The 26,930-nt window shown below is 56.7% G+C and carries 20 protein-coding genes; 10 read left to right on the top strand and 10 right to left on the bottom strand.

What is annotated here, in order from left to right; genetic code table 11:
* Window positions 1–52 precede the first annotated feature (52 nt).
* The 4 genes from DY250_RS13625 to DY250_RS04775 all read left to right on the top strand — a co-directional run bounded on the left by DY250_RS13625 (window position 53) and on the right by DY250_RS04775 (window position 8,482).
* A complete protein-coding gene (locus DY250_RS13625; protein ID WP_147293450.1) occupies window positions 53–793 on the top strand; it encodes a hypothetical protein in 741 nt (246 codons plus the stop codon).
* Window positions 794–814: 21 nt separating this feature from the next.
* A complete protein-coding gene (locus DY250_RS13630) occupies window positions 815–1,096 on the top strand; it encodes a hypothetical protein (RefSeq protein ID WP_147293451.1) in 282 nt (93 codons plus the stop codon).
* Window positions 1,097–1,420: 324 nt separating this feature from the next.
* On the top strand, window positions 1,421–2,401 hold the full coding sequence (locus DY250_RS04770; protein ID WP_115611249.1) for a hypothetical protein: 981 nt from the start codon (window positions 1,421–1,423) through the stop codon (window positions 2,399–2,401).
* A gap of 1,374 nt (window positions 2,402–3,775) precedes the next feature.
* Window positions 3,776–8,482 carry a calcium-binding protein gene (locus DY250_RS04775; RefSeq protein ID WP_172542214.1) on the top strand — a complete coding sequence of 1,569 codons (4,707 nt, stop codon included), beginning with the start codon at window positions 3,776–3,778 and terminating at the stop codon, window positions 8,480–8,482.
* Between the two features lie 123 nt (window positions 8,483–8,605).
* Here the strand turns inward: DY250_RS04775 and arcC are convergent, their stop codons facing one another.
* From arcC to DY250_RS04820, 9 genes are all read right to left on the bottom strand, one after another.
* Window positions 8,606–9,535, bottom strand: coding sequence for a carbamate kinase (gene arcC, locus DY250_RS04780; RefSeq protein ID WP_115611252.1), 930 nt, complete (start codon window positions 9,533–9,535; stop codon window positions 8,606–8,608).
* Between the two features lie 151 nt (window positions 9,536–9,686).
* On the bottom strand, window positions 9,687–11,045 hold the full coding sequence (allB, locus tag DY250_RS04785) for an allantoinase AllB (RefSeq protein WP_115611254.1): 1,359 nt from the start codon (window positions 11,043–11,045) through the stop codon (window positions 9,687–9,689).
* Between the two features lie 19 nt (window positions 11,046–11,064).
* Complete coding sequence (locus DY250_RS04790; protein ID WP_115611255.1) at window positions 11,065–12,489, bottom strand: YfcC family protein; 1,425 nt, start codon at window positions 12,487–12,489, stop codon at window positions 11,065–11,067.
* A gap of 52 nt (window positions 12,490–12,541) precedes the next feature.
* On the bottom strand, window positions 12,542–13,972 hold the full coding sequence (locus tag DY250_RS04795; protein WP_115611257.1) for a YfcC family protein: 1,431 nt from the start codon (window positions 13,970–13,972) through the stop codon (window positions 12,542–12,544).
* Between the two features lie 77 nt (window positions 13,973–14,049).
* Window positions 14,050–15,078 carry an aspartate/ornithine carbamoyltransferase family protein gene (locus DY250_RS04800; protein WP_040389388.1) on the bottom strand — a complete coding sequence of 343 codons (1,029 nt, stop codon included), beginning with the start codon at window positions 15,076–15,078 and terminating at the stop codon, window positions 14,050–14,052.
* Between the two features lie 48 nt (window positions 15,079–15,126).
* Window positions 15,127–15,903, bottom strand: a complete 777-nt coding sequence (gene allE / locus DY250_RS04805) for a (S)-ureidoglycine aminohydrolase (RefSeq protein ID WP_115611258.1) — start codon at window positions 15,901–15,903, stop codon at window positions 15,127–15,129.
* Between the two features lie 149 nt (window positions 15,904–16,052).
* Complete coding sequence (locus DY250_RS04810; RefSeq protein ID WP_115611260.1) at window positions 16,053–16,949, bottom strand: peptidylprolyl isomerase; 897 nt, start codon at window positions 16,947–16,949, stop codon at window positions 16,053–16,055.
* 117 nt (window positions 16,950–17,066) lie between these two features.
* Window positions 17,067–18,632: a peptide ABC transporter substrate-binding protein gene (locus DY250_RS04815; protein ID WP_115611262.1), complete on the bottom strand. Its 1,566-nt coding sequence runs from the start codon at window positions 18,630–18,632 to the stop codon at window positions 17,067–17,069.
* A 24-nt stretch (window positions 18,633–18,656) separates the two neighbouring features.
* Window positions 18,657–20,228, bottom strand: a complete 1,572-nt coding sequence (locus tag DY250_RS04820; protein ID WP_115611264.1) for a peptide ABC transporter substrate-binding protein — start codon at window positions 20,226–20,228, stop codon at window positions 18,657–18,659.
* 131 nt (window positions 20,229–20,359) lie between these two features.
* Between DY250_RS04820 and ccoS the strand changes: the two genes are divergently transcribed.
* The 4 genes from ccoS to DY250_RS04840 are packed head-to-tail and all read left to right on the top strand — an operon-like array spanning window position 20,360 to window position 22,951.
* The gene (ccoS, locus tag DY250_RS04825) at window positions 20,360–20,533 is read left to right on the top strand and encodes a cbb3-type cytochrome oxidase assembly protein CcoS (protein WP_115612775.1); all 174 of its coding nucleotides are present in this window, start codon (window positions 20,360–20,362) and stop codon (window positions 20,531–20,533) included.
* The gene (locus tag DY250_RS04830; protein WP_115611266.1) at window positions 20,530–21,186 is read left to right on the top strand and encodes a sulfite exporter TauE/SafE family protein; all 657 of its coding nucleotides are present in this window, start codon (window positions 20,530–20,532) and stop codon (window positions 21,184–21,186) included. Before ccoS ends, DY250_RS04830 begins: the two co-directional genes overlap by 4 nt.
* A gap of 41 nt (window positions 21,187–21,227) precedes the next feature.
* Window positions 21,228–22,205 (top strand): biotin--[acetyl-CoA-carboxylase] ligase, encoded by a 978-nt coding sequence (locus DY250_RS04835; RefSeq protein WP_147293452.1) that lies wholly within the window; start codon window positions 21,228–21,230, stop codon window positions 22,203–22,205.
* Entirely contained in the window at window positions 22,202–22,951 is a 750-nt protein-coding gene (locus DY250_RS04840; protein ID WP_115611270.1) for an SDR family oxidoreductase, read from the top strand. Before DY250_RS04835 ends, DY250_RS04840 begins: the two co-directional genes overlap by 4 nt.
* A 274-nt stretch (window positions 22,952–23,225) precedes the next feature.
* Here DY250_RS04840 and DY250_RS04845 read toward each other — a convergent pair whose 3' ends face one another.
* Window positions 23,226–24,782 carry a glycerol-3-phosphate dehydrogenase/oxidase gene (locus DY250_RS04845; protein WP_115611271.1) on the bottom strand — a complete coding sequence of 519 codons (1,557 nt, stop codon included), beginning with the start codon at window positions 24,780–24,782 and terminating at the stop codon, window positions 23,226–23,228.
* A gap of 304 nt (window positions 24,783–25,086) precedes the next feature.
* Here DY250_RS04845 and DY250_RS04850 point away from each other — a divergent pair, with 304 nt between their 5' ends.
* Both DY250_RS04850 and glmU read left to right on the top strand, forming a co-directional pair.
* Window positions 25,087–25,542 (top strand): DUF1775 domain-containing protein, encoded by a 456-nt coding sequence (locus DY250_RS04850; protein WP_245951028.1) that lies wholly within the window; start codon window positions 25,087–25,089, stop codon window positions 25,540–25,542.
* 4 nt (window positions 25,543–25,546) lie between these two features.
* Window positions 25,547–26,920 carry a bifunctional UDP-N-acetylglucosamine diphosphorylase/glucosamine-1-phosphate N-acetyltransferase GlmU gene (gene glmU / locus DY250_RS04855; RefSeq protein WP_115611273.1) on the top strand — a complete coding sequence of 458 codons (1,374 nt, stop codon included), beginning with the start codon at window positions 25,547–25,549 and terminating at the stop codon, window positions 26,918–26,920.
* The last annotated feature ends 10 nt before the right edge of the window (window positions 26,921–26,930 follow it).

Here is a 26,930-nt window from a genome sequence, read left to right on the forward strand (position 1 = left end):
TAAAAAAGCATAAAGCTGTATGCTTGGTAACTTTAATTTAAGGAGATAATTTATGGCAATAAAGAAACCTACTATTTGGATGCTTGATGTCAGAAAAATAGCGCGCAAATTGCGAGGATTTGAGCTTAGCTTTCCTGGAATCTACGATTATGTTAAAGACAGGTATGAATTTAGTAAAAAAAAATCACCTACTGAGGAAGAGAAAAGTGGATTTCATAGGATTAATGAAGCTTATATTAATAGAGTTATTGATCCATATTCAATAAATAAACCTTTACATCTTGAACATTTACCAACGACTATGTACTCCTCCTCAAAAGTAGGTAAAGATGTAATATTCCCAGATATCTTTATAATTAATGATGGTTATCTAATCTTATCCACCAAATTGGCAGAAATTTTTCAACAATTTAGGACAGGTATTACGGAAATTTATCCTGTACGTTTTTATGACTTGCAGTTGGATGAATATGTCGATAACAAATTCTATTATTTTATTAATGTCTGCGAGGCGCATCATTATTTTCTTCCAGAGAAATCCGAAGGCTCTTCCATGCCGTATTTAAAATTTTCTGGACCTATAGATGGACATGAATATTATCATTCACCACGGGATAAGGAAGGTTGCCTAGAGTTTGCTTTTTCTAAGGACGCGCTTCATGCACCTGTTGATCTTTGGCATGATCCGTGGATTTGTGATTCAATATTTATATCGGACAACTTAATGAAAGTCATTAGGGATGTAGGCATAAATAACCGCTCCGTACCGGCTTTTCCATGCCGTTTAGTCTAAATAATCTTTAGGGAGATATTTATGAGCACCACAAATAATATTAGCTATCAGATTCACCATGTAATTCCATTGGAGATATTGAGAATACATGGAACAAGACTAGCAAAAATATTTGGGATAACTCCGGAAGCCTTTATGCAGTCCTACAATAACCGGATGGGACTGTTTACCGACCCTGATCAGGCAAAAATTATGCAGGATATGCATGGTGCAGGTGTAACAGATACATCAATGGGTTCTTCGACGCATTTGGGACCTCATAAAGGCTATTCAGCAGGCACAGCCTGCTTTTTGAGTCCTTGATAACAGCACGGAAGAAACACCGCCAAGCGAGGTAAAAAGCCCCTCATCCGTGACCGCACCCCAAAAATGCGAGCGTTTTTGGGTACCCGGCGGAGGGGTTGGGGAGGGGCATTCGTCCGCAGGACGAACCATGCCAAGCGGCATCAATACCACCCCCGCCAAGCGGCGCAAATATCGTCCCCGCCCGGCGGAGCTTCGCCCCAAATGCGCCAAAACGCACATGACAGACTCTTTACGAATCCGTAACGGAGGTGTATAGTCTCCCTACAAAAACCGCATAACAACACGTTGTGCTCTTGAAAGACAAACATCTAAGGACACCACATGACAAACCAACCGACCAACATCACCCGCAAGCCGCTGTTGTTCGCCTTGAGCCTTGCATTTGCTGCCTTGCTCTTTGCCTGCGACAAACCGCAGGCGGATAAAACGGCAAAACCCGCAGCGCAGGCAACCGCCACCGCTGCGGCAGTAAGCTCCGCACCCGCCGCCGACGGGATGCCGAATATCACCGCCGAAGACATGGGCAACCTTGCCCGCGCCATGCACGGTGCGGCAAGTCAACAACCTGACGATGCGCCGAAGGACAAATACGGCCAGCCCTACATCATCGGCAACCTCGGCGGCGTTCCGGTCAACCTGCCGTCTTCGGTGGTCAGCCTTGTCGAATACGACGACTCCCCCGGCTGGGATCCGGAAAAACTGCGCACCTACAATCCGCCGACGCGTAGCTATCAATCCGTGATTACCTCCTTCGGCTTTTATTTCTTTAACAGTGATGCGCAATTGCTGGACAACAACGACCCTGCGCTACGCGAACGCGACGATAAAGACTGGGGCATTAATGGCACTAAAAGTGATAGGGTAGGTGTACATATTTCTTTTAATCCAACGCTTCCGCCAAAATATAAAAACCTGGATCGAATGCTGGCAGCGGACATAGATAAAGAACAACTATCTGTACCTTCTCCTAATTACTTGGGTTTTTATGAGAAGACATCAGAGCAATTATATGGACTGGAAGTCTATGCAAATCCGGGAATAGATCAAAAGAGTGGAAGACCTTGGCGGGAGAATGAATTTTCTAGTGATATATTTATTGGTCGTGATAAAGAAGGACATGTGCAAACATATATTGAGTGTTCTAATTCTCCTGTTCCTGCTCCAACATGCCTGCACTATTTTATCTTTCCGCCACCAATTAATATTTATATCAAGATAGATTATGTTAGACCACGACTTTCACAGTGGAAAAGCATGCAAAGAAATACTATTAAATTAGTTAATAGTTTTCAAGCAAAATAGGAGAAAATAATGGCTATCAAACATTCACCAACGCAAGCTGAGATTAGTGATCTAATCACAAAAGCTGGACAAGGAAGAAAAGGAATAGATGAAGTCTATCGTCAGTTGAATGATTGGGGATTTTCCAGTGCTGCATGGGCAAAAAATGAATATGACCGTAGCACAACATATGGCGCTGCCAATGCTGTCTATTTTGATAATCAAAATAGAGGCAGCAAAATCAGAATGAATGATACTCTGGCTGATGCTCTTTATCAGAAAACTGCTATAAATAATCTAAATTCTTTATTAAAAATATCAAGAGAAGAGGGGGTCGTTAACCGTGATCTAACCTATGATGAGATCAGATTGTCTCGTGAAAAAGCTAGTCGAGATGCTGGATTAGAAACAAATAAGAATAAGTCTGTTCTTGATTCATATATGGAAGTTCAAAGACAGCTATTAGGTAACAAAAAAGCAGAAGAAAAATTTCAAGGGCTTATAGATAATAGCTCAATAGATAATAATACTATCCGTTCCAACGCTGAAGGAATAGCGGAACATTCCAAAGAATCTTTTGACAGAATTAGCAAGACGCATCCTGTTGATTCTTATGACATGAAAGATTTTTCATTTACTGGCGAACAGCTAGGTAATATAGCAATTGATTATAATAATTCCCTTAGCCAAGAAGGAAAGCTAAAAAATCTACGCAGTGAGATGGAAGAAATGGCTGTTCGAGGGTTAACTAAGCCTGAATATAATTCATCTGCACCAGAAAGTAGTGCTATGGCAGCTCTTGATTATGAGAGCAAACTTGCTCGAATGCAGGAAAAAACTGATAAATATGGTGCATTATCCGTGGGAATCGCAACTGATGCTATAGAGAAATATGGGACAAATTTTGATAGAGGATTAATGCAGTTTAACAACTTGGAGGTTGTTAAAGGTGCACGACTGATGGCAGATATTGCTATGGTTGGTTATAGCATCATGAGTGGTTTCGGAGCGATGACAAAAATGGCTCAAGCTATTGCTACAATACGTGGCGGCGGAGGAACGGCAATAGATTATCTTGCGATACATAACAGCATGACTAATATCGGAATATCTACTGATTTCACAATTAATGTAACTAATCAGCGTCTTAATGGTGAGGATAAGACTTATAGTAATTTTATAGATTTCTTTCCAGGATTCCTTAAAGATATTGGTTTGAGCTATATATCTGACAGAAGGAAGAAAGAGATAGCAGATTTCTTTGTCAATACAATGCTGGAAGAACCTCCGAAAGATCCTAAAAAGCCTGTATCTGATATATCAGGGTTTAGTATAAATGACATAATTGAAAAGATCCCTGATTTCTTGAAAAAGCCCTCAACATGGGGACATCTCTTGACAGGTAACTGGACCGGTCTGCTGCGCGAGATGTTTTTCCACAAAGTTGACCCCCTCGCTCTTGACCTGAACGGCAACGGCATCGAAACCCTCGCTGCCAATGGTCATGATGGCGCGATGTTTGACCACGAACGCAGCGGCATCCGCACCGCCACCGGCTGGGTGCACGGCAACGACGGCATCCTCGTGCATGACCGCAACGGCGACGGCAAAATCAACGACGGTAGCGAAATCTTTGGCGACAACACCCCGCTCAAGAGTGGTAAGACCGCCGCGCATGGTTTTGCCGCACTGGCCGAACTGGATGAAAACGGCGATGGCAAAGTGGATGCCGCCGACAGCGCTTTCAAGAAACTCGGCGTCTGGCGCGACCTCAATCACAACGGCATCAGCGAAGAAGGCGAGCTCTTTACACTCAAAGACCTGCGCATCAAGTCGCTCAACCTTGGCTATAGACAGGCGGACAAAGACCTCGGCAACGGCAATACGCTGGCCGAAGTCGGCAGCTACACCGATGAAGACGGCAACGAACACATTATGGGTGACTTACAACTTTCCGCCGATCGCTTCCACAGCCGTTTCAGCGACCGCATCCCGCTCACGGACGAACAGCGGCGCGAAGTGAACCTGCGCGGCAGCGGCAGACTGCGCGACCTGCGCGAAGCCGCTGCCCAGTCCTCCGAACTGGCGGAGGTGCTGCAGCAGTACAAAAACGCGGCAACCAAAGAAGAACAGCTCGCCCTGCGCCACAAACTGCTCAAAGCTTGGGCGGATACCGACAAGCGTCGTGACCCAAACATCAAGATAAGTGCCGACTTTACCTCCGCAGGCCAACAGGACCGGCGCAGGGGCATTGGCCTCACCCCGTCCCAGATCGAACATATGAATGAAATCATGATGATGGATTTTTGGGAACTTATCGGTCAACCTGATCCTACCGGACAAAAACAGGCCGAACTGAACCGCAGGATCGCCATTCTTGACGCCTTCACCGGCACCCGTTCTCCAAACCTCTACTACTTCAGCAAAAAAGAAGCGCAGCATATCGTCGATACCGTCAACGATACCTATGAACGCCTCGCCGACAGCCTCTACGACGGCCTGCTCTTCCAGACCCGCCTGCGCCCCTACCTGGACGCCATGCGCCTGCGCATGAACGAAAAAGGCGAATACAGCATTGATTACAGCGGCGTCTCCGCACTCTTCGCCGAAATTCACCGGAAAAACCCCGGCAAAGTCTTCACCGACCTCGGCGAACTGCTGGCCAAAGGCAATGCCGACGGCAAAAACACCGCAATGGCACCACTGGCCGAACAATTCGTGCAATACATAGCCGAAGCGGCACAAAACGGCACCTTCGCCCAATACGCCGACGTCCTCGGTAAAAAGAACCTGGAAACCCTGGGACACCGCATTGGCGGCGACGGCAACGACACCTTGGGCGGTAATGACAGCGCCAACTATCTTGCCGGCGGTGCGGGTCACGACACCCTGGAAGGTCATGGTGGCAACGACATTCTCAACGGCGGTACCGGCAACGACAGCCTCAACGGCGGCGAAGGTAACGATACCCTCAACGGTGGCGAGGGTGACGACACACTCAATGGCGGTGCCGGTCACGACACCCTTGACGGCGGCACCGGTAATGACAGCCTGAATGGCGGTTCCTACGAGAGTGACACCTACCTCTTCCGCGCGGGTCACGGTAAAGACGTTGTCAGCGATTACACCAGCAAAGACGAACAGGCCGATACCCTGCGCTTCAACGGTGCAAAAGCGCAAGATGCCGTCTTTAGCCGCGACGGCTGGAACCTCAACATCAAGGCTTACGGCAGCGAAGATCAGGTTACGGTCAAGGATTACTTCTACAGCGACAGCTACAGCCGCTACAACTTCCAGTTCGACGACAGCACCCTCGGTGCAGCAGACCTGGCCGCCCGGGTATTCACCCTGAACGGCACGGACAGCGATGACCAACTGACTGGTCGGGCGACCGCCGACATCATTAACGGCGGTGCGGGTCACGACACCCTGGAAGGTCACGGTGGCAACGACGTTCTCGACGGCGGTACCGGCAACGACAACCTCAACGGCGGCGAAGGTGACGATACCCTCAACGGTGGCGAGGGTGACGACACACTCAATGGCGGTGCCGGTCACGACACCCTTGACGGTGGCACCGGTAATGACAGCCTGAATGGCGGTTCCTACGAGAGTGACACCTACCTCTTCCGCGCGGGTCACGGCAAAGACGTTGTCAGCGATTACACCAGCAAAGACGAGCAGGCCGATACCCTGCGCTTCAACGGTGCAAAAGCACAAGATGCCGTCTTTAGCCGCGACGGCTGGAACCTCAACATCAAGGCTTACGGCAGCGAAGATCAGGTTACGGTTAAGGATTACTTCTACAGCGACAGCTACAGCCGCTACCACTTCCAGTTCGACGACAGCACCCTCGGTGCGGCAGACCTGGCCGCCCGGGTATTCACCCTGAACGGCACGGATGGCAATGACCAACTGACTGGTCGGGCGACCGCCGACATCATTAACGGCGGTGCGGGTCACGACACCCTGGAAGGTCACGGTGGCAACGATGTTCTCAACGGCGGTACCGGCAACGACAGCCTCAACGGCGGCGAAGGTGACGATACCCTCAACGGTGGCGAGGGTGACGACACGCTCAATGGCGGTGCCGGTCACGACACCCTTGACGGCGGCACCGGTAATGACAGCCTGAATGGCGGTTCCTACGGGAGTGACACCTACCTCTTCCGCGCGGGTCACGGCAAAGACGTTGTCAGCGATTACGCCAGCAAAGACGAGCAGGCCGACACCCTGCGCTTCAACGGTGCAAAAGCACAAGATGCCGTCTTTAGCCGCGACGGCTGGAACCTCAACATCAAGGCTTACGGCAGCGAAGATCAGGTTACGGTTAAGGATTACTTCTACAGCGACAGCTACAGCCGCTACCACTTCCAGTTCGACGACAGCACCCTCGGTGCGGCAGACCTGGCCGCCCGGGTATTCACCCTGAACGGCACGGACGGCAATGACCAACTGACCGGTCGGGCGACCGCCGACATCATTAATGGTGGTGCGGGTCACGACACCCTGGAAGGTCACGGTGGCAACGACGTTCTCAACGGCGGTACCGGCAACGACAGCCTCAACGGCGGCGAAGGTGACGATACCCTCAACGGTGGCGAGGGTGACGACACACTCAATGGCGGTGCCGGTCACGATACCCTTGACGGTGGCACCGGTAATGACAGCCTGAATGGCGGTTCCTACGAGAGTGACACCTACCTTTTCCGCGCGGGTCACGGCAAAGACGTTGTCAGCGATTACACCAGCAAAGACGAGCAGGCCGACACCCTGCGCTTCAACGGTGCAAAAGCGCAAGATGCCGTCTTTAGCCGCGACGGCTGGAACCTCAACATCAAGGCTTACGGCAGCGAAGATCAGGTTACGGTCAAGGATTACTTCTACAGCGACAGCTACAGCCGCTACCACTTCCAGTTCGACGACAGCACCCTCGGTGCGGCAGACCTGGCCGCCCGGGTATTCACCCTGAACGGCACGGACGGCAATGACCAACTGACCGGTCGGGCGACCGCCGACATCATTAACGGTGGTGCGGGTCACGATACCCTGGAAGGTCACGGTGGCAACGACGTTCTCAACGGCGGTACCGGCAACGACAGCCTCAACGGCGGCGAAGGCGACGATACCCTCAACGGTGGCGAGGGTGACGACACGCTCAATGGAGGTGCCGGTCACGACACCCTTGACGGCGGTACCGGCAACGACAGCCTCAACGGCGGCGAAGGCGACGATACCCTCAACGGTGGCGAGGGTGACGACACGCTCAATGGAGGTGCCGGTCACGACACCCTTGACGGCGGCACCGGTAATGACAGCCTGAATGGCGGTTCCTACGAGAGTGACACCTACCTCTTCCGCGCGGGTCACGGCAAAGACGTTGTCAGCGATTACGCCAGCAAAGACGAGCAGGCCGATACCCTGCGCTTCAACGGTGCAAAAGCACAAGATGCCGTCTTTAGCCGCGACGGCTGGAACCTCAACATCAAGGCTTACGGCAGCGAAGATCAGGTTACGGTCAAGGATTACTTCTACAGCGACAGTCACAGCCGTTACAACTTCGCTTTTGATGACGCTTCATACAGTGTCGCCGACATCCGCAGCCGCGATTTGCTCAAGGATGGTCTGCCATCTGCGAGTGTCGCCGCAACGGAGAAAAATCCCGCTGCGCAAACAGCGACGGATACGGCAGCCTCTGCACAGACGGTTAAAGAAGCGAAAGCGGAAACCGCGCCTGCGACATCTGTTGGGACGTCATCAACAGAAAAAGCGGCCGTCGCACAACAAGCCGCTGCGGCTGATCGTGATACCACTGCTACCGCTCCGACCAAGGCTTTGGCGGCACAGGCCAAAAGTGCCGGGCAACAAGGCGGTGCTGCCACGACGGACAGCCATCCGGCAACACCAACGACGGGCGGCACACAAAGTGCTGCCACCGCACGTGATACCAAGGCTGCCGCCCAGGCACAGCATCTGATCGAAGCCATGGCTGCCTTCGATGCCCGCAGCGCAACGACGGACAACCTCGCCACTCCGCCGCTGCAACAGCCGCCGCTTGCAGCCGCCGCAGCGGACAGCACGGCAAAACCGCTGCTGCCGTAACCGGTGTGCTAACCCGCAACCCTTCTCCGGCAACGGGGAAGGGTTTTTATCGGCGGATTCGTTAGTAAGAAACGCCTTTCCCTGCGGAAAGGCGTTGTCTGCGGGAGGAATGTTCGTCAGGACTCAAGCGTAGGTGACGCCTTCAGCTTTGCCGCTGATACGGGTGCCCGCTTTGCCGGCGACGATTTGTTCGATGTCGGCGAGTGCGCCGATGACGGCGTCTTTGCCGGTCGCTTTGGCGAAGTTGGCCGCCGCTTCGATTTTCGGGCCCATTGAGCCGCTGGCGAAGCCGAAGGCAAGGGCGGCGTCCGGCGTGGCGAGGGCGATGCGTTTTTGTTCGGGTTTGCCCCAGTCAATGTAGGCGCCATCCACATCGGTGGCGATGACGAAGAGGTCGGCGTCAATCAGGGTGGCGAGCAGGGCGCTGGCGAGGTCTTTGTCGATGACGGCTTCGGCACCGTGCTGTTTGCCCGCATCATCAACCCAGGTCGGGATGCCGCCACCGCCGCCGCAGACGACGATGTAGTTGTTTTCGATGAGGGTTTTCAGCGGGCGCAGGCCGTAGATGTTGACGGGTTTGGGGCTGGCGACGACACGGCGGTATTTGTCGTTGTCCGGCGCCATGGTCCAGCCTTTTTCGGCGGCGATTTTGTCTGCTTCTTCTTTGCTGTACACCGGGCCGACGGGTTTGCTGGGTTTCTGGAAGGCGGGGTCTTGCGGGTCCACCTGGATTTGGGTGAGTACGGTGGCGATGGAGGCACTACGCGGCACGGCATTGGAGAGTTCTTGCTGGATCATATAGCCGATCATGCCGACGGTTTCGGCGCCGAGGACGTCAAGCGGGTACATCGGCACTTCTTTGTAGGCGTTGTTTTGCAGCGCGAGCAGGCCGACTTGCGGACCGTTGCCGTGGGTGATGATGAGTTGGTTGCCGTCGTAAACGCGGGCGATTTGGCCGCAGGCGGTTTTGACGTTTTCCCGCTGGTTTTCTGCGGTCATGGGTTCGCCGCGTTTCAGGAGGGCGTTGCCGCCGAGGGCGATGACGATTTTCATGGTGTGTCCTTGGGTTGGGGTGATGGGTTTTGTGCTGCGGGGGGGGGCAAACGGCGTGGTTGCCGGGCCCGCCAAGCGGCGTGATTACTGGGCCCGTCAAGCGGCGTGATTACTGGGCCCGTCAAGCGGCGCGGTTACCGGGTTTTGCGCTTTATTTGGCGATGTACATCCTTTTGCCCTGCGGTTGGCCGATGATGCCGTCGGCGAGGGTGTACACGGTTTTGCCGCGCAGCAGGGTGCGGGTGATGCGGCAGCCGATGTCGAAGCCTTCGTAGGCGCTGAAGGGGTTTTTGTAGTAGAGGTCTTCAGCGTGCAGGGTGTAGCACTGGTTGGGGTCGAGGATGACGATGTCGGCGTCTTTGCCGAGGGCCAGCGCACCTTTGTCGGCGAGGCGGAAGCGGGCGGCGGGCTGGGTGGCCAGTGCCTGCATGAGGGTGACGGGGCTGATGTTGCGTTTTTTCACTGCCGCATCAAACATCATGTCCACGCTGTTTTGGGTACCGCTGATGCCGCCCCAGGCTTTGAAGGCGTCGTCGCCCGCTTTGAGGTCGGAGGTGCAGGGCGAGTGGTCGGATCCGATGATGTTGAGGAGGCCGTTTGCCAGCAGTTCCCACATGCGCGCCTGGTTTTTGCGGTCGCGGATGGGCGGCGAGCATTTGGCTTTGTTGCCGATGGCGTTGAGGTCTTCGGTCGCGAGCAGGAAGTAGTGTGGGCAGGATTCGCAGCTGGCATCCACGCCTTCCGCCTGGGCTTCGAGGACGGCGGCGACGGCTTCCGGGCAGCTGCAATGGGCGATGTGGATGCGGCAGCCGGTCTCTTTGGCGAGCAGCAGGACGCGGCGTACGGCTTCGACTTCGGTGAAGACGGGGCGGGTGGCGACGTAGTCGGAGAGCAGTTTTTTTCCTTCTTGTTGGGCTTTTTCGCCGAGTTTGTCGGTGATGCTGGCGTTTTCGCAGTGGACGATGAGCAGGTCGCCGGTCTCGGCCAGTATTTGCATGCCGGCGTAGAGTTCGTAGTCGGTTACGTTTTTGAAGTCGCCCGGTTTGCCGCTGCCGCAGGTGGCGACGAAGGCTTTGAAGGCGGCGACGCCCGCTTCCGACAGCGGTTTGAGGTCGTCGTGGTTCCAGGGCAGGAGGCCGCCCATCGGGGTGTAGTCGGCGTAGCACTGGTTTTTGGCGGCTTCGAGTTTGAGATTGAGGCTGTTGATGTCCATCGTCGCCGGGATGGTGTTCAGCGGCATTTCGACGAAGGCGGTGGTGCCGCCGGCAACCATAGCTTTGGTGCCGGTGAGGTAGCCTTCCCATTCGGTACGCCCCGGTTCGGAGATGTGCATGTGCACGTCCACCATGCCGGGCAGGACGTAGTTGCCGGCGGCATCGATGGTTTCCGCCGCTGCTGCATCTATCTGCGGCGCGATGCGGGCGATTTTGCCGTCCTGGATGGCGATGTCGCCGCTCAGGCAGGTGTTGGGCAGGACGAGCAGGCCGTTTTTGATGAGGGTGTCGTACATGGTGGGTCTCCCGGTGGGTTCAGAAGGTGATGGCAAGGATTTGCATGAGGTAGAGCGCGATGCTGGCGAGCGTGCCAAAAATGAGCATCAGCGGGGTGTAGAAGCGGATCCATTTGCCGAATTCGATTTTGCCGATGACGAGGGTGGCAACGAAGAAGCCGGAGGTGGGGAAGAAGATGTCGGTGAGCTGACCGCCCCAGGCATTGGCGGAGACAACGGCTTGGCGCGAGATGTCAAGCAGGTCGGCAAGCGGAGAGAGGACGGGCATGGTGAGCAGGGTCAGGGCGGAGGCGCTGGGGATGAGGAAGTTGAACAGCGATTGTTCCCAAAAGACGGCGATGGTCGTCCATTCTTGCGGCACGCTGTGCAGTAGGCTTTCCAGCCAGTAAACAAAGGTGTCGGTGATCATGCCTTTGTCCATGACGACGGCGATGGCGCTGGCGACGCCGCAGATGAGCGAGGCAACCATCATGTCGCGCATGCCGGCGTTGACATCGTCGCAGATTTCCTGCGGTTTTTTGCCCGCGATCGCCGCGCCCGCGATGCCCATGCAGAGGAAGAGGCCGCCGATGGCTTCGAAGCCGAGGTTGTTTTTCAGGATCATGAAGATGATGCCGGGGAACATGATCAGGCAGGCGATGCCGGCGTAGCGCTGGCGGGCGGTGAAGTGTATTTCTGCGGGCCGGTCAGCGTTTTCCGCGCTGAGGGCGGCACGCACGAGCGCGTCGCTGGCGAGGCTCAGGCTTTTTTCGGGATGCGCTTTCACTCTGGCGGCGTAGCGCATGACGTAGGCGATGGCGATGAGGAGCGCGCTGATGAAGACGATGGCGCGGAAACCGGTGCCGGAGAAGAGGGTGATTTCGGCGATTTGCTGGCCGAGGCCGATGGAGCTGGGGATGGTCAGGCCGAAGATGAAGCCGGTACAGGGGCCGAGCAGGGCGACGGCGGTCGCGGTCATGCCGTCGTAGCCCAGGCGGTAGAAGAGCGGCAGGAGGACGGGCAGGTAGGCGAGCGAGAGTTCCGGCGTGCCAACGAAGGCGGCCATGCAGGAGAAGACGGTGAAGAGGATGGGGATGACCAGGTAGCCCTTGGTGCCGACGGCGCGGATGAGGTTGTGCACACCCATGTCGATGAGCCCGGCGCGTTTCAGGAGGCCCATGCAGCCACCGACCATGAAGGTGAGGAAGACGACGCTGGCGGCGCGTTTCAGCCCGTCCGGGATGGCGGTAACGAGGTCCATGAAGCCGGCGGGGTGGGCATCGGTCGCGTGGTAGGTGCCGGGGACGACGACGGTGCGCACGCCGTTCGCTGTTTCGAGGCTTTGCCGCTCGAACTGCCCGGCGGGGATGAGGTAGGTGAGTGCGGCCACCAGCAGGATGAAGATGACCAGCACGATGTAGATATCCGGCATTTTGAAGGGTTTGCGGGATGGTTTGTCAATCATGGCGGTTCCTCCTTGGGGACGGCGTGCCGGGTGGCACGCCGTAGGGGCTGGGTCATCGGCCTGCGAAGGTCTGCATGAGGTAGAGGGCGATACAGGCGACGCCGCCCAGCATAAACATCAGCGGGGTGTAAAAGCGCAGCCATTTGCCGTATTCCACTTTGGCGATCACCAGGGTGGCGACGAAGAAGCCGGAGGTGGGGAAGAAGATGTCGGTAAGCTGTCCGCCCCAGGCGTTGGCCGAGACTACGGTCTGCTGGTCGATATTGAGCAGTTCTGCCAGCGGCGAGAGAATCGGCATGGTGAGCAGGGTCAGGGCGGTAGCACCAGGGATGAGGAAGTTAAACAGTGACTGTTCCCAGAAGATAGTGATAGCGGTGACTTCCTGCGGCACGGAGCGGGTCGCGCTTTCCAGCCAGTACACGATGGTGTCGGTAATCATGCCCTTGTCCATGACGACGGCGATGGCGCTGGCGACACCGCAGAGCAGGGCGGCAACCATCATGTCGCGCATACCGGCGTTGACGTCGTCGCAGATTTCTTGCGGTTTCTTGCCCGCAATCGCAGCGGCGGCGATACCGATCAGCAGGAACAGACCGCCGATGGCTTCAAAGCCGAGGTTTTTGATGAGGATCATCGCGATAGCGATGGGGAACATGATGAAGCAGGCGATACCGGCGTATTTCTGCCGCTTGCTGAAGGTCATCTCGCCTTTGGCGGCATCTTCAGCGGCGATAGCTTCGCGCATGGCGCGGTCGGTTTCGAGCGTCAGGCTTTTTTGCGGGTCAGCCTTGACCTTCGCGGCATAGCGCATCACGTAGATGATGGTGATGACGAGCACGGTGAGCAGCACCAAGGCGCGCATGCCGGAGCCGGAGAACATTGGCAACTGGGCGATCTGCTGGCCGACGCCGACCGAACCGGGGATGGTGAGGCCGAAGGTGAAGCCCATGCAGGGGCCGAGCAGCGACACGGCGGTAGCGGTCATGCCGTCATACCCCAAACGGTAGAAGAGCGGCAGGAGCACCGGCAGGTAGGCCAGCGACAGTTCTGGCACGCCGATGAAGGCGGCAAGGCTGGTGAAGACGCTGATAAGGATGGGAATGACCAGGTAGCCCTTGTCGTCGACGGCGCGGTTCAGGTTCTGCACGCCCATATCGATCAGGCCGGCACGTTTGATGAGGCCCATGCAGCCGCCGACCATGAAGGTGAGGAAGACAATACCGGCGGCGCGTTTCAGACCGTCCGGAATGGCGGTAACCAGATCCATGAAGCCGACGGGATGCTGCTCGATGGTGTGGTAAGTATCCTTCACCACCATCGTCTGCGTGCCGTGCGCCGTCTGGATAGTTTCGCGTTCGTACTGCCCCGCAGGGATGATGTAAGTGAAGGCGGCGACCAACAGGATGAAGATCACCAGCACGATATAAATATCGGGCATCTTGAATTTCTTTTTGGCCGGAGCTTCCGGCGGTTGCGCTGACATGAAGGTTCTCCTGCAAAATGGTGGGGGTGTTGCCGCCGGGCGGCGGCAACGGTTCGGGAGGAAAGACGGGGCTGACTTTAATTGACGCCGACGACGGCGGAGAGCAGCGCCATGCGCACGGCGATTGAGAAGCCGATGCCACGGAAATAGAGCTGGTGCTCGGTGTTGTCGATGCCGAAGTCGAACTCGCCCGGGTTGCGCGGCAGCGAATGGTGCACGCCGACAACCTTGCCGGTCTTCTTCTTGATGTTTTGCAGCATCTCCAGCGAGACGTAGTACTGCGCCATCGTCTTCATGAAGTCCTCGCGGTTCGGGTCGTCTTTCTTCAGCGAGCTGCCCGGCAGATAAATCACATCCACCCCCTTGTCGGCATAGAGTTCCTCGTTCTGCTTCATGGTGAGGTCGAAATGCTCTTCGAAGTCGGCACCCATCGCGACCAGCTTGTTGCGCACGATTTCCGGGGTGCGCAGCTCGCTGGTGCCGGTGTAAACAATCTTCGCGCCCATCGCGGCCAGCGCCAGCGCGAACGACTGCCCGGAGCGGGCACGGGACAAATCCGGCGTGGCAATCGCCACCGTTGTATTGGTGAGGTCGCCGAAAGCGCGCCAGCAGGTGTAACAGTCCAGCAGGCCCTGGGTCGGGTGGGTCACGTGGCCGTAGCCGCCGGAGATCACCGGAGAGACATACGGGCCGAGCTCTGCCAATGCGCCGAGGGCTTCCTTGTCATCCGGGTGACGCATGACGATGACGTCGGCATATTCCGAAGTCACCCGCAGCGAGTCATAAAGGCTCTCATTCTTGGCGACGGCGGAATTGTGCGTCGGGTCGGATTCCGTAATCACATTGCCGCCGAGACGCAGCATGGCGTTTTCATGGCTGCAACGGGTGCGGGTGGAAGGCTGGAAGAACAGGGTATAAAGCACCTTGCCTTGCAGCAGGTTGAGGCCGGTGCGCAGGAAGGGTTCCAGCATTTCGGCGGCACGGAAAAGGGCGAGCAGCTCATCGCGGCTGAAATCATCGAGGAAAGTAATATTTTTCCCCTTCATATGGGTTTCGGCCAATACCTCGCGAATATCGAGCGTTTTGAATTGACTGTTAAGTGCCATAACGGATACCTCTTGTGAAATCGGGTAGAAGAAACAGGAATAAAAAAATCAGATTTCCACGTCGCGGTTACAATCTTTGGAATAAATGTAGCTGAATGGGCCACGGCCAACGGCATAAGATGCCTGCTTGCAATACGGGCCGAACCAGATGAAATCCTCTTCCTGAATCAAATACCAGTCTTCATCCAGCAAATAGCAGCCTTGTCCTTCATACACATAAGCGCCATGTTCCTGCACATGCGTTTCGATAATATTGTGGCTGGCGCCCGGATCGAAACTGAGAATATGCATATTCATATCAAAAGCTTCTTCTACCGGCAGCAAATCCTTGATATGGACATTGGCCATACCGTCATAATCCGCCCATTGAATGGCATTGACATTGCCAAATACGGCGTAGGGAGCGATACCGCCCGGATGCGGCACATAACGCTGCTTGTAGAGCAGGATGCGGCCTTCCTTGTGGTTTGCGTTTTCAAAATCAATGCCGACGCCGGGTGGGGCATAAGCATAGCCACCTTGCTTTAATACTTCGCTTTTATCACCGACTTTGACTTTTAATTCTGCCGGACCTTCGAGCAAATAAATAAACGATTCCTCATGCGCCTTGGCGCCGTAAGTAATCGTACTTTTCGCATTCGGGCCAAGCGTGCCGATGAGCTGAATAAAGCTGGCGCCCATTTTGGGCGTGGCAAGAATCGTCATCTTGCAATCTGTCAGACCGGGAACCGTATTGATAACCCGTCCTTCCGGAGTAATCACGGCATAATTACCATGCTTGACGACAGAGCGGTTTTTTAACAAACCGGCGGGATAACCTGGCATTTTTCTCTCCTATTTGGCGACAAAACAACTTGTCGAAAAAGAATATACGCCCGCCACCAATCCATCCCGATAGCCGCCGGTGACAAGCAAGTGTCTTTGCATGCCATAAAAAATCCCGCCGGATGGCGGGATTTTTATAGGTTGGACGTTTATCGCTGCACGCGCGACGGCACGCTGATATTGCACACATCGGTGTAACCGGCGGTGCGCACGAACCAGTCGCCGCTGCGGTTGCGCCGCGATTCCACCATCTCGGCGAAGGCCGGGCTGTCGGTCTTCATGATTTGCAGCGCCAGGCGTTCGCTCTCCGGCACTTCGCTGCCGAGGCGGATATTCTTGATCGGGGTGTATTCCGCCGGGCTGTTGTAGTAGCCGGCGTAACCCGCGTTGTTGTTGGTGCCGCGCGGCAGGCTGCTGAGTAGTTCCATGCCGTGCACGACACGGCCGACCAGGGTGATGTTGCGGTCAAGGTAGCGCGGCGACTGGCCGATGACGACATAGAGTTCGGCGCCGTTGCTGCTATCCGGCGGATTGTCGCGTCCGGAACCGAGCACGCCGTAGCAGTGGGTTAGCCAGGCATTTTTGTCATCGTTCGCCACAGCAAAACCGTCGGCAAATCCGACTTGTTTGGCCCAGCCATCCTTATCCGGCAGGGCGGTAAACGCCAGTCCGGCCAGCGGGCGGGTAAATTCGGCGGGCAGCGCCTTGCTTTCCGGCGGCAGCGGTTTCGCCTTGGTTTTGTCCTCGGCATTGGGATCGCCAAACTGGGCGACGTAGTTGTCCTGCACGCGGTACACGCTCAGGCCGTCCCAAAAGTGTTGCTGCGCCAGCAGTTTGACTTGTGCGACATGCTCCGGAGCGAAGTCCGGCGCCAGTTCGAAGACCACCGTGCCCTTATCAAGCTGCATATAGAGCAGGTTGGCGGGATTCGGCGTGCGCCAGGCATCGGCCGGCGCGGTGTCGATAATCTCCTGGGTGGAGCGGCCCGGGGTGGCAAGTACCGGCAGGGCGCAACACAGGGCGGCGGCAAGCAGGGTTCTTTTCATGTCTTTTCTCCAGGGAACACCAGCGGATTGTGGCAGGGCCAAACTACCCGCATGGCGCGGCAGCGTCAATTCTGCCGCTAAAAAAACCGCCACAGGGGTGGTTTTCGGGGTTTCGGCTTATTTTTCGATGCGGATGTATTTGCTCGGCCAGTGGTTCATCACGTTGGCTTCGTAGCCTTTGACGTAGGGCTTCACCAGGTGTTTGGAGACGAAGTAATACACCGGGATGAGGCCGTTCTGGTCAATCAGCCGTTTTTCCGCACTCTGTAGCAGGGCGGCGCGTTTTCCGGTATCGGTTTCCGCTGCGGCGGCAGCGAGGATTTTGTCGTATTCGGGGTCGTTCAGGCCGATGGTATTGCTGCCGCCGCCGCTGATGAAGAGGTCGAGGTAGGTATTGGCGTCGTCGTAGTCGCCCATCCACGAGCCCCGGAAGATTTGGGTTTTGTATTCGCGGCGGTCATTGAGGTAGGCCTTCCATTCTTTGTTGGTCAAGGTGGTTTCTACGCCCAGGCCTTCTTTCCACAGGGCAGCGACGGCGATGGCGACTTTTTTGTTGTTGTCGTTGCTGTTGTAGAGCAGCTCGACTTTGAACGGCTTGTCTTTGCTGTAGCCTGCTTCGCTGTAGAGTTTTTTCGCGCGTTCGAGGCGTTTGGCATAGTCCCAGGCGGCGTAGTCGGGAGTGTAGGGGGTGTAGCCGCTCACGCCCGGGGTGATGAAGCCGTAGGCCGGGGTTTCGCCGCTGCCCGCCAGTTTGACGATGCGGTCGCGGTCGAGCGCTAGGTTCAGCGCTTCGCGCAGTTTGGGCGCGTCTTTGAACGGTTCTTTGGTCAGGTTGAAGCCGAAGTAGTAGGTGCCGAGGTAGTTGTGGACGCTCAGTTCGTCACCGAGGTTTTCGCTCAGCCATTTGATCTGGTCGTTCGGCACGTCCGCCGTCCAGTCGAGTTCGCCGGCGCGGTAGCGTTGCAGTTCGGCGTTTTTGTCTTCGCTGACGTAGTAGATGACTTTGTCGAGTGCGACTTGGGCGGCGCCGTAGTAGTTAGGCGATTTTTCCAGGGTGATGCTGGCCGATGGTTTCCATTCGCGCATTTTGAATGCGCCGTTGCCGACGATGTGTTCGGCGCGCGTCCAGTCTTTACCGTATTTTTCCACGACGTGACGTGGCACGGGGTAGGTGGCGGCGTTGCTGAGCAGGCCGGTGAAGTATGGCGTCGGGTTGTTCAGCTCAACGCGCAGGGTGCGCGCGTCCACGGCGGTGATGCCGAGGCTGTCCACCGCTGCTGTACCTTCGGCGATTTCTTTGGCATTTTTGACGGGGTAAAGGAAGAAGGCGTATTTGCTGCCGGTCTCCGGATCAACGGCGCGCCGCCAGGCATAGACGAAGTCGTCGGCGGTGACGGGTTTGCCGTCTGACCAGTTGGCGTCGCGCAGATAGAAGGTCCAGGTTTTGCCGTCGCTACTCACGTCCCAGCTGGCGGCGGCTCCGGGGATGGGCCGCGCGCCGGCGTCTTCATCGACGAGGCCAACGAACATGTCGCGCAGGATGTGCATTTCCGGCATGCCTTGGGCGAGTTGCGGGTCCATGCTGGCGGGTTCGGCGTCGTTGCTGCGGCGGAAGATGGTTTCGGCCTGCGCGCCGCCGCAGAGGGCGGCGAGCAGGAGGGTGGCGAGCAGGTGTTTTTGCATGTGCTGTTTTCCTTTCGGCGGATTTTATTTTTCGATGCGCAGGTACTGGCTCCGCACTTGCCCCATGATGTTCGGCTCGTAGCCTTTGACGTAGGGCTTGAGCAGGCGCACGGTGACGTAGTGGTAGATCGGGGCGACGGCGTAGCTGTCGGTGACGATTTTTTCCGCTTCTTGTAACTGCTGGGCGCGCGTTGGCAGATCGAGCGTGCCTGCTGCGGTTTTGAGGGCGGCGTCATAGGCGGGGGCAGCAAAGCCGGAATGGTTCATGCTGGCGTTTTGCTGGAAGATTTCGAGGAAGGTGTAAGGATCGTTGTAATCGCCGATCCAGGCGTAGCGGTACACTTCGACATTTTTCTGGTTCAGGTTGGAGAGCATGACTTTCCATTCCTGGTTTTCCAGTTCGGCCTGCACGCCCAGCACCTGTTTCCACATGGCGGCGACGGCAACGGCGATTTTTTTGTGTGCGTCGCTGGTGTTGTAGGTGATGGTAACTTTGAGCGGCTTGTCCTTGCTGTATCCCGCTTCGGCGTACAGCGCGCGGGCGCGCTCGATTTGTGCCTTGCGGTCGAGTTTGGCGTAATCCGGCAGGTAGGGGGCGCTGTTGTTGGTGGCGGGCGGGACGACGCTGTAAGCGGGGATTTGTCCCGCTTTGGTGATTTTGTCCACGATGGCCTGGCGGTCGATGGCGATGGTCAGCGCCTCGCGCAGCTTAACGTTGTCCTTGAAAGGCGGCTTGGTCAGGTTGAAGCCGTACCAGTAGGTGGAAAGGTAGGGATCAATGTGCAACTCGGCGGCGTAATCTTTTTTCGCGGTTTCCAGGCTTTCCGGCGAGAGGGAGTCGACGTAGTCCACTTCTCCGGCGCGGTAGCGGGCAAAGGCACTGCTTTCGGATTCGATCGGGTAGTAGATGACTTTGTCGATGGCGACTTGCTCGTGGTTCCAGTACGTCGGCGATTTTTCCGCCGCCAGCAACGCCTGCGGTTTCCATTCGCTGACGCGGTAGGCGCCATTGGTAACGATGTTGCCGGGTTGCGTCCATTTGTCGCCGTGTTGCTCAATGGCTTTCTGCGGCACGGGGTAGCTGGTGTAGTGGGTGAGCAGGCTGATGAAATATGGCGTCGGCGCGTTCAGCTCGACTTGCAGGGTGCGTTCGTCCAGCGCCTTGATGCCGAGAGCGTTCAGGTCTTTTTCCGCACCGGTCGCGATGGCTTCGGCGTTTTTCACCGGATAGAGGATGAAGGCGTATTCACCGCCGCTGGCGGGGTTGACCGCTCGCTGCCAGGCATAGACGAAATCGGCGGCGGTGACGGGGCTGCCGTCCGACCATTTGGCGTTGTCGCGCAGGTGGAAGGTGTAGGTCAGGCCGTCTGCCGATACCTCCCATTTTTCGGCGACACCGGGGATGATGGTGCCGTCGGCGGCGGCGCTGGCGAGGCCTTCGAAGTTGTCGTAGATGACCGCTGAACCGGCACTTTCGCTGGCAAGCTGCGGATCGATACTCTTCGGCTCGCTGCCGTTGGCGCGGCGGAAAACGGTCTCGGCCTGGGCGGAGAAGGCGAGGGCGAGCAGGGTGGATAACAGGAGGCGCTTGTTCATTGAGGTTTCCTCATGATGTCGGGTGGAAACACATACTTTACGGCAATTCATATTGAAGGCAAGCGTGCTTTCCCCTGCCAGGCAAGCGGGTTTGCCGCATAATGCGCCTTTTCCCATTCCGCTGGTTTTACATGCAGATTCTCTACCTTCTGATCCCGATGTCCGTCGTCCTTATCGTGGCGGCGGTGTTAGCCTTCTCCTGGGCGGTCAAACACCGCCAGTTCGACGACCTTGAATCGCCCGGCATGATCCCGCTCCTTGACGACACCGACGAAGAACGCCGGCGCGAGCGGCAAGATCAATGAACGGCGCGGTATTGCTCACCGCTCTCGCCACCGGCCTCGCCGGCAGCGCACATTGTGTGGCGATGTGTGGCGGTATCAGCGCCTCGCTCGGTCTGGGCAGCACACGCAAGCGCTACCTGCTGGTGTATCACGGTGGGCGCCTGCTGAGTTACAGCACCTTGGGGCTGATCTTCGGCTGCCTGCTGCCGCTCTTCGGCTTCCGCCCGCACAACCCCGCCTGGGGAGCGGCGTTGCGAATCGTGGCAGCGCTGGCGATGCTGCTGGTGGGGGTGCAAATCATCCTGGGCGTCAACTGGCTGCGCCGCCTGGAACGCTACGGCATCAGACTGTGGCGGCCGCTGGCCGGATTCGTGCAAACCTTGCTGCCGGTGCGCAGCGCCAGCGATGCGCTGCTGCTCGGCTTCCTCTGGGGATTCTTACCCTGCGGCCTGATTTACAGCGCCCTCGGCCTCGCCCTGGTCAGCGGCAATCCGCTGACGGCGGCGCTGGTGATGCTGACATTCGGTCTGGGAACACTGCCCGCGATGCTGTTGCTCGGCGTCTTCTCCGGCACGCTGTTGCAAGCGCTTACCCGGGAAGGTAGCCGCCTGCTGCTCGGCGGGCTGGTTATCGCGACTGCTTTGTGGACGGTGTGGCCGTTTCTGGCGGTATAAAAGCGCCGCGAACTGGCAAAACCCGGTGCGCGGGACTATCCTTGCCGCACACCCACACATCCCCTCCTGCCATGCCGGAAACCCGCTTATTTGAAGCCTTTGCCGCCCAACCCGCCTGGGCGGAAAGCGAACTCGCCCAACACCTCGCCACTACCCCTGCCGCGCTGCGCATGCTCTTGGCCGATCTGCACGCACGCGGCATCCTGCACGTCGCGGAAAGCGCAGACGGCTGGCGGCTTAACCCGCCGCCCGAACTGCTTGACGCCGCCTACCTGCGCGCCGCCTGCCCGCAGGCTCCCATCTACCTCGATGTCGTAACCGATTCCACCAACAGCGTTCTCGCCCGCTTGCATTCGCCGGCAAACGGCACGATCGCCCTCGCTGAATACCAAAGCGCCGGACGTGGCCGCCGTGGCCGCCATTGGCAATCCCCCTTCGCCGGACAAATTATCCTCAGTCACTACTGGCACTACCCCGAACCCGCTGCCGCTGCCGCCCTTAGCATCGGCCTCGGCCTCACTGCTGCTGAAGCGTTGCTGCAGGCGGGTTTCCCCGTGCGCCTCAAATGGCCGAATGATCTCTATCTCGACGGACGCAAACTCGGCGGCATCCTCGTCGAAACCCATACCGGCGCGCAGGGTATCGCCACCATCGCCGGCATCGGCATCAATCTGCAACCGCTGCCCGGTATCAACCAGCCACACGCGGCTCTGAGCGAAGCGGGGCCCATCGCGCGCAACGCCCTCACTGCTGCGCTCATCAACGCCTGGCGCGCCGCCTGTGCAGCTCACCCCGCTGCCCGCACCGACTATCCCGCCCGTTGGCGTGAGCTTGACCTGTATTACGGACAAAGCGTCTGCCTCAGCCATGCCCAGGGCAGCAGTCGCGGCATCAATTGTGGCATTGATGCAGCGGGCCAACTGCTGCTCGAAGATACCGACGGCAACATCCACCCCTGGGCAGCAGGCGACATCAGCCTGCGCCCCGTATCCTTTCACAACACAGGAGACAACTCATGAAAGCCCTCGTTACCGGCGCTACCTCCGGATTTGGCACCGCCATTGCGCGCAAACTCGTCGCTCGCGGTCATCAAGTCATCATCACCGGCCGCCGCACCGAACGCCTGCAAGCCCTCCGCGACGAACTTGGCGATGCCTGCCTGCCACTCGCCTTCGACATCAGCGACGAAGCGGCGACGCTGGCAGCATTAAAAAGCCTGCCCGCCGCCTGGCAGGATATTGATCTGCTCGTGAATAACGCCGGACTCGCTCTCGGCGCCGATCCCTTCCCCAACTGCAACCTCGCTGACTGGAAACAAATGATCGCGACCAACATCGGCGGCCTCGTTACCGTTACTTATGCCGTACTCAGCGGTATGGTGGCGCGCAATCGCGGCCACATCATCAACTTCGGCTCGACTGCCGGCACCTACCAGTACGCAGGCGGTAACATCTACGGCGCGACCAAGGCCTTCGTCAAACAATTCAGCCTCAACCTGCGCGCTGACCTGCTCGGCACCAACGTGCGCGTCTCCAACGTCGAACCCGGCCTCTGTGGCGGCACCGAATTTTCCAACGTGCGCTACCACGGCGACGACGCCAAAGCCGCTGCGCTCTACGCCAACGTGGACTACCTTACTGCCGACGATATTGCCGACACCGTGCTGTGGATCGCCGAGCGCCCGGCACATGTGAACATCAACCGCGTGGAAATCATGCCGGTCGCGCAGGCCTCCGGCGGCCTCGCGGTGAAAAAGAAAGCCTGAACTGCCGCGTAATGCAAAGAAACCCGCTACGGCGGGTTTCTTTTTGCCCAGGGTCTATCCCACTAACAACCGCCCTGCCCATATACCCCGTGTTTTTCCCGCTTGGCGGCATCTGGCGTAAACGGATAGATGACATGGAATCGTTGCAGGCAACCTCTCTACAAGACTGTTTACCCATTACCGCGAGCCTGATCCTTTTCCCGTCGGGTATGACGCAGCCCAATAAAAAACGCTGCCGAGGCAGCGTTTTTTTATTATTACGCAAAGCGCAGACTCAGAAGTGGTACTGCTTCGCCAGTTCACGGAAGGAGGCGGTTTGTTCTTTTACCCAGGCTTCGTCTTTGCCGAGTTCGGCGGCGATGTAGCGGGCGACATCTTCGGCGACTTCAGCGGCGGCACGGGCATCAAGGAAGAGGAGGCGGATGCGGCGCGCCAGCACGTCTTCCAGGGTTTGCGCCATTTCTTCACGCACAGCCCACAGGGCTTCGGCGTAGAGGAAAGGATGATCCGGGTGGATTTTGCTGCCGGCTTTGGCATCGCTTTTCGCCAAGGCTTCGATAGCGGCGCGGTCGCTGCCGTAGAGGCCAAGGTGGCTTTTTTCGTCTGCCGGTTGGTAGCCGTGGATTTTCAGATCAACGGTTTTACAGTCTTTGGCGGGCAGGACGTTTTCTTTGATAGCGGCATCAACGGCGTCTTCAGCCATTTGCCGGTAGGTCGTCCATTTGCCGCCGATGATGTCCACCATACCGGACGGGGTAACGTGCACTTTGTGGCTGCGCGAGACTTCTTTGGTGCTTTTGCCGCCGTCTTTCGGTGCGGCAAGCGGACGCAGGCCGACGAAGACGCTTTTGATGTCGGCGCGGGTCGGCGCTTTGACGAGGTAGTCTTTGGCGGTGTTCAGGATGAAGTCAATCTCTTTTTCCAGCGGCTTCGGCTCGTATTCAGCGTCTTTGACGAGGGTATCGGTGGTGCCGACGACGAGTTTGTCGTGCCACGGCACAGCGAAGAGAACGCGGCCGTCCGAGGTTTTCGGCACCATCAGTGCGCTGTCGCCCGGCAGAAATTCGCGATCGATGACAATGTGTACGCCCTGACTGGGAACGACGCCGTCCATACCTTCCGGATTGTCCATTGCATTGATTTCGTTAGTGAAGACGCCGGTAGCGTTGACGACGCAGTTGGCTTTGATGTCGAAGGCGTCGCCGCTGAGGATGTCTTTGGCTTTGACGCCGTTGATTTTGCCGGCGTCGTTTTTGCTGAGACCAGTGACTTCGCAGTAGTTAACGACGGTTGCACCGTGATCGACAGCGGTTTGTGCGAGGTTGACGGCAAGACGGGCGTCGTCGAACTGGCCATCGTAGTAGCAGACGCCGTTGCGCAATTTTTCGGGCTTGACGCCTTGGAGCAGGCGGTTCGCTTCATCTTTGCCGAGGTAGCGAGTACGGCCGATGCCGAGTTTGCCGGCGAGGCGATCGTAGAGCCACAGGCCAAAGGTGTAGTACGGCGCGGTCCACCATTTTTCGCCGGGGATGATGAAAGCTTCACTTTTGAAGAGGTGCGGTGCGTTTTTGCCGAGGCGGCCGCGTTCACGCAGGGCTTCACGTACGAGAGCTACGTCACCCTGGGCGAGGTAGCGCACGCCACCGTGCACGAGCTTGGTACTGCGGCTGGATGTGCCTTTGGCGAAGTCCATGCGTTCGAGCAATAAGGTTTTGAAGCCGCGCGTGGTCGCATCAACGGCGATACCAAGGCCGGTTGCACCGCCGCCGATGACGACGATATCCCATTCTTCCCCGCTTTTGATACGTTCGAGTTGTTCTTGTCTTTTCATGTGTTTTTCTCCAATTTTTCTCTGAATTTAACTGGTCTTTACCGGAAAATGTGGGACATTTTAACACTACATTCACAAAGCCATCTCAGAAAATGTATAAAGTTAACGGTAAATTCACAGGTTCTTGCTGCCCACTGCCGCATCCTCGCGATTATCCGATTCCGATGTACTGGTTTGATATCCTGAATCCAGAGTAGCATCTGCAGTGAAAATATATGTTTGTTTGATAGATATTCTCTGTTAGAATTTGTGCAAGCCTTAAATGGTAAGATTTAATCCACACTTTACAATGGAGTATTGTCCGATGAAAATGAAAGTATTACTTTCAGCTTTGGCCCTATCCGCATTTATCATTAATGCCCAGGCACACGTTACTATTCGCAATTTTGCTAATGGTGTGGATAGCATTGCAGGAAAATCGGATTCTTTTCGCTTGAATGTGCCTACCAATCGAGGAAAAGCAGTAACCGAGGTAAAAATGGTTGTTGCAGAGGGGGTAAAACTGTTATTCATACATCCGGTTCCCGGCTGGACTTATACAACAGAAAAAAATGATGAAGGAAATATTGTCAGTATTACTTACAAAGGACGAATGGAAGCGGGTGAATTCACGTCATTTCCATTTATTGCACTAAATCCCAAAAGTGCTGTCGAACCAGTCAAATATAAAGCATATGTAACATATGAGGATGGGGTAATTGTGCCTTTCGACGGTTCGGAAGAAGCAAAAGGTTATCAGCCGACTATTCAGCTCAAATAATCATATGCGTACTCTCGCCCTGATTCTCGCGGCCGGCCAAGGTACGCGAATGCGCTCATCTCAGGCCAAGGTGCTGCAACCCGTTGGCGGTAAGGCCATGATTGTGCATCTGCTGGAAATGTTGCAGGAGCTCGCGCCCGAGCGTACGGCGGTAGTGTTCGGGCATCAGGGCGGGCAGTTGCGCGCCTGTATTGAGCCCGCCTGGCCGCAGGTGCAGTGGATTGCGCAGACCGAGCAGCGCGGTACGGGGCATGCGGTGCAGATGGCAATGGCTGAAATCGCCCAGGCCGAGCGGGTGCTGATTCTTTTCGGCGATACACCGCTGGTACGTGCGGCAACATTGCAGCGGCTGCTGGATGCGTCGCAGGAAAGCGGTTTCGCCCTGCTTTCTGCTGTGGTGGATAACCCTTTCGGTTACGGACGTATCGTGCGCGGGGCTGACGGCAGTATCAGCGCAGTGGTTGAGGAAAAGGACGCCAGCGAGACTGAGCGGGCGATTACCGAGATTAACACCGGCATGATGGTGGTTGCGCGCGACATCCTCACCACGCACTTGCCGCAGTTGCAAAACGACAACGCACAAGGCGAATACTATCTGCCCGATCTCGTTGCCCTGCACCGCGCGGCAGGAGGAAGGATTGCTGCCGTAATCGCTGATAACGCTGAAGAAGCGATGGGCATCAATACTCGCGCACAGCAGGCGCGGGCGGAAGAGGTGTACCGCCGTCGTCAGGCGCAATCCTTACTGGATGCGGGCGTCACGCTGATTGACCCGGCGCGCATTGACATCCACGGCACAGTCAGTGCCGGACGTGATGTGGTCATTGAGGCAAATGTTGTCATCAAGGGTACGGTCAGTCTCGGCGACAATGTCTATATCGAAAGCGGCTGTGTGCTCGATAACTGCGACATCGGCGCGCGTGCGCGTGTGTACAGTCACTCGCGCCTCGAACATTGCAGCGTTGGTGCCAATGCGCAAGTCGGTCCCTTTGCTCGTCTGCGCCCCAAAACCGTGCTTGATGAAGGCGTGCGCGTTGGCAACTTTGTCGAAACCAAAGCAGCAACCATCGGCAAAGGCAGCAAAGTCAATCATCTGAGCTATATCGGTGACGCCGTCATCGGCAGTGCGGTCAACATCGGTGCCGGGACCATTACCTGCAACTACGACGGCGCAAACAAATACCGTACCACCCTCGGCGATCGCGTCTTTGTCGGCTCGAACAGCGCCCTCGTCGCTCCGGTCAACATCGGTGATGGCGCAACTATCGGTGCGGGCTCCGTCATCACCAAAGACGTTCCGACAGAGCAACTTGCCCTCACCCGGAGCGAACAGAAAATCATCAGCGGTTGGCAGCGACCCGTAAAAAAAGCAAAATAAACAATGCGCT

Source organism: Cardiobacterium valvarum (genome assembly GCF_900460955.1).
In the GTDB taxonomy this organism is placed as follows: Bacteria; Pseudomonadota; Gammaproteobacteria; order Cardiobacteriales; family Cardiobacteriaceae; genus Cardiobacterium; species Cardiobacterium valvarum.

Excerpts from the sequence above, each read along its gene's own strand:
- DY250_RS04845 (WP_115611271.1), bottom strand. The coding sequence starts at position 24,782 with ATGAAAAGACAAGAACAACTCGAACGTATCAAAAGCGGGGAAGAATGG.
- arcC (WP_115611252.1), bottom strand. The coding sequence starts at position 9,535 with ATGAAAATCGTCATCGCCCTCGGCGGCAACGCCCTCCTGAAACGCGGC.
- ccoS (WP_115612775.1), top strand. The coding sequence starts at position 20,360 with ATGCAGATTCTCTACCTTCTGATCCCGATGTCCGTCGTCCTTATCGTG.
- DY250_RS04810 (WP_115611260.1), bottom strand. The coding sequence starts at position 16,949 with ATGAAAAGAACCCTGCTTGCCGCCGCCCTGTGTTGCGCCCTGCCGGTA.
- DY250_RS13625 (WP_147293450.1), top strand. The coding sequence starts at position 53 with ATGGCAATAAAGAAACCTACTATTTGGATGCTTGATGTCAGAAAAATA.
- allB (WP_115611254.1), bottom strand. The coding sequence starts at position 11,045 with ATGTACGACACCCTCATCAAAAACGGCCTGCTCGTCCTGCCCAACACC.
- DY250_RS13630 (WP_147293451.1), top strand. The coding sequence starts at position 815 with ATGAGCACCACAAATAATATTAGCTATCAGATTCACCATGTAATTCCA.
- DY250_RS04770 (WP_115611249.1), top strand. The coding sequence starts at position 1,421 with ATGACAAACCAACCGACCAACATCACCCGCAAGCCGCTGTTGTTCGCC.
- DY250_RS04850 (WP_245951028.1), top strand. The coding sequence starts at position 25,087 with ATGAAAATGAAAGTATTACTTTCAGCTTTGGCCCTATCCGCATTTATC.
- DY250_RS04795 (WP_115611257.1), bottom strand. The coding sequence starts at position 13,972 with ATGTCAGCGCAACCGCCGGAAGCTCCGGCCAAAAAGAAATTCAAGATG.
- glmU (WP_115611273.1), top strand. The coding sequence starts at position 25,547 with ATGCGTACTCTCGCCCTGATTCTCGCGGCCGGCCAAGGTACGCGAATG.
- DY250_RS04800 (WP_040389388.1), bottom strand. The coding sequence starts at position 15,078 with ATGGCACTTAACAGTCAATTCAAAACGCTCGATATTCGCGAGGTATTG.
- DY250_RS04830 (WP_115611266.1), top strand. The coding sequence starts at position 20,530 with ATGAACGGCGCGGTATTGCTCACCGCTCTCGCCACCGGCCTCGCCGGC.
- DY250_RS04790 (WP_115611255.1), bottom strand. The coding sequence starts at position 12,489 with ATGATTGACAAACCATCCCGCAAACCCTTCAAAATGCCGGATATCTAC.
- DY250_RS04815 (WP_115611262.1), bottom strand. The coding sequence starts at position 18,632 with ATGCAAAAACACCTGCTCGCCACCCTCCTGCTCGCCGCCCTCTGCGGC.
- DY250_RS04820 (WP_115611264.1), bottom strand. The coding sequence starts at position 20,228 with ATGAACAAGCGCCTCCTGTTATCCACCCTGCTCGCCCTCGCCTTCTCC.
- allE (WP_115611258.1), bottom strand. The coding sequence starts at position 15,903 with ATGCCAGGTTATCCCGCCGGTTTGTTAAAAAACCGCTCTGTCGTCAAG.
- DY250_RS04840 (WP_115611270.1), top strand. The coding sequence starts at position 22,202 with ATGAAAGCCCTCGTTACCGGCGCTACCTCCGGATTTGGCACCGCCATT.